This is a genomic window from Arthrobacter sp. P1_B4 (assembly GCF_056406555.1).
Window position 1 is genome coordinate 1 of record NZ_JBFTZW010000119.1, and the last position, 7,296, is coordinate 7,296.

The 7,296-nt window shown below is 65.0% G+C and carries 10 protein-coding genes; 3 read left to right on the forward strand and 7 right to left on the reverse strand.

All coding sequences use genetic code 11. The annotated features are described in order from the left end of the window. The coding region (locus AC1D1W_RS19085; RefSeq protein ID WP_476944508.1) for a restriction endonuclease at positions 1-633 on the forward strand (633 nt) is incomplete at its 5' end. 115 nt (positions 634-748) lie between these two features. On the opposite strand, the gene AC1D1W_RS19090 is transcribed toward AC1D1W_RS19085, so the two are convergent. From AC1D1W_RS19090 to AC1D1W_RS19120, 7 genes are all read right to left on the reverse strand, one after another. After that, positions 749-1,303, reverse strand: a complete 555-nt coding sequence (locus AC1D1W_RS19090) for a hypothetical protein (protein ID WP_476944509.1) — start codon at positions 1,301-1,303, stop codon at positions 749-751. A 74-nt stretch (positions 1,304-1,377) separates the two neighbouring features. Then, the gene (locus AC1D1W_RS19095; RefSeq protein WP_476944510.1) at positions 1,378-2,415 is read right to left on the reverse strand and encodes an ATP-dependent DNA ligase; all 1,038 of its coding nucleotides are present in this window, start codon (positions 2,413-2,415) and stop codon (positions 1,378-1,380) included. Then, positions 2,402-2,686: a hypothetical protein gene (locus AC1D1W_RS19100; RefSeq protein WP_476944511.1), complete on the reverse strand. Its 285-nt coding sequence runs from the start codon at positions 2,684-2,686 to the stop codon at positions 2,402-2,404. Before AC1D1W_RS19100 ends, AC1D1W_RS19095 begins: the two co-directional genes overlap by 14 nt. 26 nt (positions 2,687-2,712) lie before the next feature. After that, the gene (locus AC1D1W_RS19105; protein WP_476944512.1) at positions 2,713-3,024 is read right to left on the reverse strand and encodes a hypothetical protein; all 312 of its coding nucleotides are present in this window, start codon (positions 3,022-3,024) and stop codon (positions 2,713-2,715) included. Beyond that, positions 3,005-3,337: a hypothetical protein gene (locus tag AC1D1W_RS19110; RefSeq protein ID WP_476944513.1), complete on the reverse strand. Its 333-nt coding sequence runs from the start codon at positions 3,335-3,337 to the stop codon at positions 3,005-3,007. The genes AC1D1W_RS19105 and AC1D1W_RS19110 overlap by 20 nt, the downstream gene beginning before the upstream one ends. Before the next feature lie 182 nt (positions 3,338-3,519). Further along, entirely contained in the window at positions 3,520-3,999 is a 480-nt protein-coding gene (locus AC1D1W_RS19115; protein ID WP_476944514.1) for a hypothetical protein, read from the reverse strand. 755 nt (positions 4,000-4,754) lie between these two features. After that, a complete protein-coding gene (locus AC1D1W_RS19120) occupies positions 4,755-5,477 on the reverse strand; it encodes a helicase associated domain-containing protein (RefSeq protein ID WP_476944515.1) in 723 nt (240 codons plus the stop codon). A 434-nt stretch (positions 5,478-5,911) separates the two neighbouring features. Here AC1D1W_RS19120 and AC1D1W_RS19125 point away from each other — a divergent pair, with 434 nt between their 5' ends. Together AC1D1W_RS19125 and AC1D1W_RS19130 are read left to right on the forward strand one after the other, a co-directional pair. Then, positions 5,912-6,340 carry a hypothetical protein gene (locus AC1D1W_RS19125; protein ID WP_476944516.1) on the forward strand — a complete coding sequence of 143 codons (429 nt, stop codon included), beginning with the start codon at positions 5,912-5,914 and terminating at the stop codon, positions 6,338-6,340. A gap of 77 nt (positions 6,341-6,417) precedes the next feature. Further along, positions 6,418-6,765: a DUF3846 domain-containing protein gene (locus AC1D1W_RS19130; RefSeq protein ID WP_476944517.1), complete on the forward strand. Its 348-nt coding sequence runs from the start codon at positions 6,418-6,420 to the stop codon at positions 6,763-6,765. Positions 6,766-7,296 lie beyond the last annotated feature (531 nt).

Here is a 7,296-nt window from a genome sequence, read left to right on the forward strand (position 1 = left end):
GGTGAAATCACAGAGAAGACTCAACTTACCCGTAGGACGGCGGGCGCGGTCCTGGCAGGGGTGAAGCCGACGACGTTTGCAAAGTACCGGCAGAACCCAGAGCAGTTCATCACCGAGGCCGCGCGACTGATCAATGAGCAGAAGGCCGCCGTGATCGTTCAGCACCTGACGTACGACACGCTTGCCGAGCGGCATGACACCGCGATCTTCACCGCCAACCAGACGAAGCAGGACTTCGCCAAGGCGGGGGGGAGGCTGAAGAAGCACATCTACGACTACGTGGTTACCGACTCCAAGGGCGAACGTGCCTTCGTCACCGAGCTGGACACCAGCAACGAGGTTGTCGTCTACGCCAAGCTACCGCGGGGCTTCTTCATCCCGACTCCGGTCGGCGACTATAACCCGGACTGGGCCATCGCGTTCCAGGAGGGCGCGGTCAGGCACGTCTACTTTGTCGCTGAGACCAAGGGCTCGCTGTCCTCGATGCAGCTTCGGGGAGTTGAGGAAGCGAAGATCGAATGCGCCCGCAAGTTCTTCGCCGAGCTAAACCGCAAGCATGATGAGAACGTGACGTACGACGTTGTGACCGACTATGGCAAGCTCATGCAGCTCGTCGGGGACGGGTCCAAATGAGTTAGTGGACCACGAGTACGCGGGCTCGTGAGCTGAATCGTCCCATATAGCAGCGGACCAGAAATACCGCCCAGCGCATCACGCTCTAGCTGCTGAACTCCGCCCGGATGGAATCTCAGACCTGCTCACTGGATGAGCCGGGGTTCAATCTGTCGTTCCACCGTTCGTGCGCGGACTGCCTGCTGATGCCTACTGCGCGCCCTATGTCCGCCCAGGACGCCCCGGCCGCCTTTGCGGCTGCGACGGCTTTATCCAGACGACGTCCGGCCTGGTTGTATTCGCGGGCGGCCGCTTCCACACCGCCGGTGGCTTCCGATGGGGCTATGTGCGCTTTCCACTCGTCATGGATGGCCTCCTCGACCTCGCCGGAAGCGTTGGCGAATTCATCGGGTGAAACGTAGTCCCGACGGCGGCTGAAGTCGGCGGCAGCCGGCGACGTGACCCGTTCCCACAGCTCGCCGCGCCAGCCGCAGTCGCAGGTTCCGCGCCAGCCGATAATCTCGCGGTCCGGGACTACTTCATAGTCGGGCAGCATCTTGTCTGGCTGGTAGCGGCCGGTAATGCCCTGGACGAGCATTCCTTCGCCCGATGATGATGCGGAGAGCCGTCCGTCCGGTGCGACGGCGGCCGCCCAGCCCTCGTGTTCGTTGTCGTTCGATATCCAGCCCATGACCGCGCCCCTTCTGTCAGGAAATCCTGACAGCCAGTGTGTCAGGGATCCCTGACAAAATCCACAGTGCCCTCTCAGTGGAGGGGTGGTCGAAGGATATCCGGCAGGTCGATGCCTGTCGGGGAGAGTTCGGGCCTTGCCCGGAGTAAGCGGAGCGGGTGCCGGAAGGACCGGCCCGACCAGGCGGTATCGGCGGAGACTTCCACGACTACGGGTTCCACCAAGGTCAGCGCCACGGGTTCTTTGTCCCGGTTGAACCGGTCCAGGGCCGTGCCCTTCACCATGGCAGGCCACGGATGGACCCGCCGGGGCGGTTCCAGCCAGCGTGCCAGCTCGCGGGCGGCCGCTGTTTTCAGCGGGGCGGAGCGGCCGACGATCCGCAGTTCCCCGTCCAGGACCAGGCCTGCCACGACCTCGGACGGCCGGGTGATCGGTCCGATGACCGCACCGCAGACGACTTCCACGGTTTCCCGGCGCTTCAGTTTCAGCCAGTTCCTGGCTCCTGGGGTGTAGAGCTGGTCGTTGTCCTTGATGACGAGGCCTTCGATCCCGGTATGGGGCAGCTCGTCGAACCACSGGGCGGCCTCGTCCGGATCGGTGGTGGTGGGGGAGAGGGACAACGGTGGCTTCCATCCCTTGGCGAGTTCTTCCAGGAGTGCCCGGCGCTGGTGCAGCGGCAGATCCCGGGCGTCATGTCCGGCCACGGCCAGGACATCGAACGCGGTGTAGTTGGCGGGTGTCTGGCTGACCAGTCCGGGGAGGGTTTTCGGACCGGCGCCGAGGCGCTGCTGCAGCGCGGAGAAGTCCAGCCGGCCCCCGGTCCAGATCACGGCTTCGCCGTCGATCACACACCCCGGGGGCACCTCGGAGGCGATCGCCGCAACGAGTTCCGGGAAGTACCGGGTCAGGTCCTTGCCCTGCCGGGACCACAGGCTAGCGCCGCTGTTGTCGCGGATTCCGATGGCCCTGTAGCCGTCCCATTTGGGCTCGTAGATCAGCTTTCCGGGCAGGGCACGCGGCATCTTCGTCACGTTCCGGGCCAGGGCGACCTTCACCGGCGGGGCAAGGCCCGCCGGTAGTCCGGTTCCGGCCCGCGGTCTAGCGGCCGTCATCGAGGCCTTCGAGTGCGTCGATTTCCACCGCGTCCAGCAATTCGGTGGTGCTGTTGCCGGTGACCCGTGCCAGCTCATCGAGAGCGATGAACCCGGTCCGGGCCAGGGCGATGGCCAGCTCGGCCAGATATCCGGTCCCGTTCCGCTGGGCCAGGTCGTCCAGGACCGCATGCATGCGCCCTGACAGTTCGTTGGGGCCCTGGGATTCCTCTGCCGCGATGCGCATCAGCGTGAGCGCGGCCAGCCGCGGGTCATCGTAAATGGGTCCCATGGCCCCACGCTATACGCAGGCCGGGCTCAGTTGTCGGTGATCGATTCCAGCAGCCACTGTTTGGACAGCGGGCCGCGGCGCAGCTCAAAGGTCCGCAGCGCGGAGTTCGAGCTGAGGCGGACCTGCACGCGCCAGTATTCGATGCTCACCAGGTCGCCGCTGCCCACGGCAGCCGTGCGCCGGGTGTCCCACCACGCGTCCCGGGCGAACCAGTGCACCGGATCGGCCGCAACCGCCCAGATCCGGCCCTCATACCGGACGGCCAACGGTGTGCCGGCCGGGGTGAACCGGACGTCCACGGCAACGTCCAGGGCTGTTTCATTCGCTACTGCTGTCACGTTCTACGCGCTCTCCCAAGTTCCTGATCATCATTTCTTCCCGGCGGGTGACCGCCGAACTCCACACCCAGGTCCGGTAGGCCACCGGACCGTCCTTCCACGTCACTTCCGCGGCCTTGGCCGTCCACGCGTACACCTCGCCGTCGACCAGCTCGGCGCAGTTCGGGAACCGGATCCACGCCTTCACCGGGATCCCGGGGAACCCGTTTTTGGCCGGGAAGTGCTCGAAATCGAGCTCCTCCACCGTCAGCCCAATCGGGCCGGCCCGCCGCGCATACCGTGCCTGCAACCGGGTCGCCTGTTCCGGGTTCATACCCTCAGTTTAGAACTGACATTCGATGACAAATTTTCCGCCTAGTAATTTTATTCGAATCAATGTGCAGGATTGAGTATGAACCACGCGGTATTGCACCTGATGCATGATCTACGCAGACCCAAGCATGGAGGGCGGCTACGACATCCGCGTGTCGCAGTGATGGGTCGTGCAGCGGGCGGTCAGGCCGGGGTAGCTGCAGAATTCGAGGCAAGGACGTCATTGCGGATTGCCCAACGGCCGATCGCTGCCGCTGCGCCAACGGTGGCCCATGGGATCAATAACCAGGGCTGCCAGCCGAGGCCCAGGACGCTTCCCAGCAGCCAGAACGCGAGGGTCGGCACCGCGAAAAAGGCTCCGATGTGGATCCATTGATTCCGGACCGGGCGCAAAAGATAGGCCAACACCCAGGCCAGTGGCGCCGCGACCACCAGGGAAACTCCGAAGCCATACAAAATCACCATGCCCAAAAAGCCCCATACGTAACCGGCGTCGGTGCCGTCCCGCCAGGCGGGCACGCCGTAGCCTGCCGCCACCAGGAGAAGCAGCACGCCCACCCAGAGCGAGGTGGCGATGAGCCAGCCCTTGATGAACGCGTACGCATCCAAGACCACCCTGTGTGACCCAACTGCCAGCGGCTGCGCCGCATCCCCCAATGCCATGGGCGTAGCCTACCGATGCCAAAAACTTCATGCCCCTTTCCGAGGGTGCGGCCGTTCGATCACCCTTCCCCTTCGGTAGCATCGCCAGCATGACTACATGCACTGTGCTGCGCTGTCCCGAAGCTGCAACGGGCGTCTTCAAGCTGATGGCGGGTTCCGGCCTGGAGGTGCCTGTCTGTGACGCGCACAAGGCGGTCTTGGAGAGCGGCGCTCGTTGGATGGTCCATGGCGGCACCGGCTCGCCGGAGGAAAACGGCGCTGAAGGGTCAGCTGGAATCAGCATTGTTATAGGAGGAGATCTCCCGGACCACCGGCTAACGGGCTTCGGCGTTAGCCGCACGATAGGCGACGAGCCAGGTTTCACCGTGGAATTGGACGTTGACTCCCCGGATGGTCAGCAACGGGTTTTGTTCTGGACGACAGAGGATGTCGGTAGGCGACTTGGCGCTTTCCTGACTAGCCCGGCGAAACCGGGATTGGACCAGAACTCGCCTGACGCCGAGGACCGCTAACCGGGCGAATTCAGAGGCTATTCGTTGAGAAGCTACTCAACGGATTACCGATAGGGGAGGGGTCCGACAACCAAACGGGTTGCACCCAGTGGGGACAGCCTGAGCTGCCGGTGGGCTCCACCTGCCCCCAATGGGCACAACCGGGGGAGGGCCTTTGCTGCGACCTGTGAGGAAGCCTCCGCGCGAATCCAAGGACTCAAGCGCGGAGGCTCCCGGTTCTCCAAGCTGGGGGGACTGGAGAACCTATGTAACTCTACTAGCGGACGTGACGTCCCTAGCCCGCTGGCCGCTGGGACGCACGACATTCCGATCACTGCGGGGAGGGCGGCCCCGGGTTCTCCCGGCCTGCCATCCGGGAACTACATGGTCCAGGAGCTTGACCTTCACTGGGTCGAGTTCGCCGCGGTGGTGTTTGTACCGCTGGGTATGGATCCAGACCCCGAGGGTGTGTTCGGACTCTGACTCATAGTCGTGGTGGCGGGGCCAGTCGTTGCCTTCCTCGCGGTAGGCGACGAGCTGGGTTAACCGGTGGTGCCAGCGGGCTTCGTCCTCGGCTTCCCTGCGGTTGTCGGCCCACCCGGGTACCCGGGCAAGGCCGTCGTTGTATGCCGGGTCCAGGGTCCCCTCGGCTGCTTCGCGCCGCCGCGCGGTCAGCCATCGCGCCATGGACCGTTCATCCCGGTCGGCGGACCGCCAGACGGGAAGCCGGCCGTTGGACGAGACCCAGGCAATGAGCTGTTCCATGCGGGCGAGATCCTTGGGGGAGGGGTGAGGAACGGGGGCGGCGCCGAAGGCGGCCTGGTGCTCAGCTTCGAGGTCCGGGTCCTGGCGGCGGGCGATGACCAGGTGGTATCCGACAGTGTTGGGCTCGGCGCGCACGAGGGCAGCGATGCGTTGCCGGCTCAGACCGAGCCGGTACATCAGCACCCATTCAGCGTTCGGAGCGCGCCGCAACCGCCTGTCCATGATCGACATCCTGCCACGACCTCTCCATGAGTCGGGCGGTCACCGCGGGTCCACGGACAAGGCTTTCGGGCGTCCGCTGGCGCGGCCGGCTGTGGGTCCAGGGTCGCCGTCGCAGAGCTCCGGAGCCCCCGGCCCTGTCTTGTCTACGACGTCTTTTGGTTGCTGTCCTCCGGATTCTAGGCGTCCGCTCCACCCCGTCTAGCCCCGGTCGTTCCTCCCGGGGCCTGCGGTGGAGGAAATGTCCCTCCGGCGCTCCTGCGTCGCTGATTTCCTCCGGGAATTTCCCCCACCTTGCCCTGCGGGTAGACAGGCCTTCGTCGGCCGCCGAGCAAGCAAGCTTGCCAGCAACCAAAAAACAACGGGGGAGAGGGGACGCTGGCCGGTCATCTGAGCCGCCCCACCCACCGAATCCTTGGGCAAAAAGGAGCAACACCATGAACGCAGTAGCAACCAAGACGGTAACCACCAAGGACACCGGGGAGACGATCGACGGCGTGACCGTGCTGGGCGATTACCACATGAACGGCGGCTACGACTGGATGGAACTCATCGAAGCCGAAGGCTGGGCCGTCATCCCCAGCTGGGGCTGTGACGGCTGGGACCTGGGCCAGTGGCCCTATGTCATGGTCGCGGCCACCCGGACTGCTGACAGCATCGGCAACCTCTTCGGAGTCGCCACGTATTGCGAGGGAGACGTGAGCTGCACGTTCTACCGGACCAAGGCCCGGCAGTGGGATGCGATCACCGAACAGGCGTTCTTCTCGTGGAGGAACGGACAGGCCCACGGCCCGGATGACCTCCCGGAAGCCGCCGCGGAACTTCCGTCCCGCTACCGGATGCCCTACACGGTCAACGCCGCCTAACCAGCGCCAGAGCCGGTGCCCCGCCGCTGTCGGCGGGGCACCGCACCCCACCGCACCACTTGAGAGGACAACACCTGATGAGCGCCTGCACCGCCCTGATCATCCCCGCCGACGGACGCGAACCCGCACGGGTCGAAACCATCGACGCATCACTGAAGAACCTGCAAACCCTCGTGGCCGGGAACATCGAAGCCGTGAGCGGCTACGACTGGCACTTCTACGTCAACGAGGAAGGCAAAATCCTGAACCTCGCCCCTAACCGCCGCGCCGCTGCGCTGGTCCTTGAAGAAACCGGAGTCCTGACCGATGTCTACTGCGGGAACGCGGTGTTCCTGGGCGAGGACGACGGCGGCGAGGCCGACGTGCCCGAGGAATTGATCGACCTCGCACAGCAACTCTTCGGAGTGCATCAACCGGTGAGCTGACACCCAGGACGGTGGCCGGCCTTCCCGGGCCGGTCACCGCTGGCGGTCCGCCGTCGTGGCCGGCTCCCGATTCTGGTTACCGGCGGCGGACCGCCAACCGCGGGGTCATGAGCGGGAGCCAGGACGGCGCGGCAAGCCGGCCGCAGGACAACGGGTGCAGATCCCGGGGTGCTCTTAAATGGTTCGCAGAGCTCACCCCAATTCAGGCGTCCGCTGGCGCGGCCGGCTGTTGGGTCCAGGTTCGCCGTCGCAGAGCTCCGGAGACCCTAGCCCTGTCTTGTCTACGACGTCTTTCGGTTGCTGTCCTTATGGTGTTGTCGGGTGGTTCCGTGGCCGTTGTAGGGTCGTGGCTACCCAGGGGAGGCGGGTATGGCTTTGTTGCTGTGGCCGGACGATTCACGTCGTGACGGCTCCGTAGGATTGGCCGCCCGCCACCCCGCGATGACCCGACCGCTGATTGAGAGACGCGACATGATCGCCGGATAAGGACACGACGGCGCGGTTATCTGCCGGGTTCCACCCATCCGACAG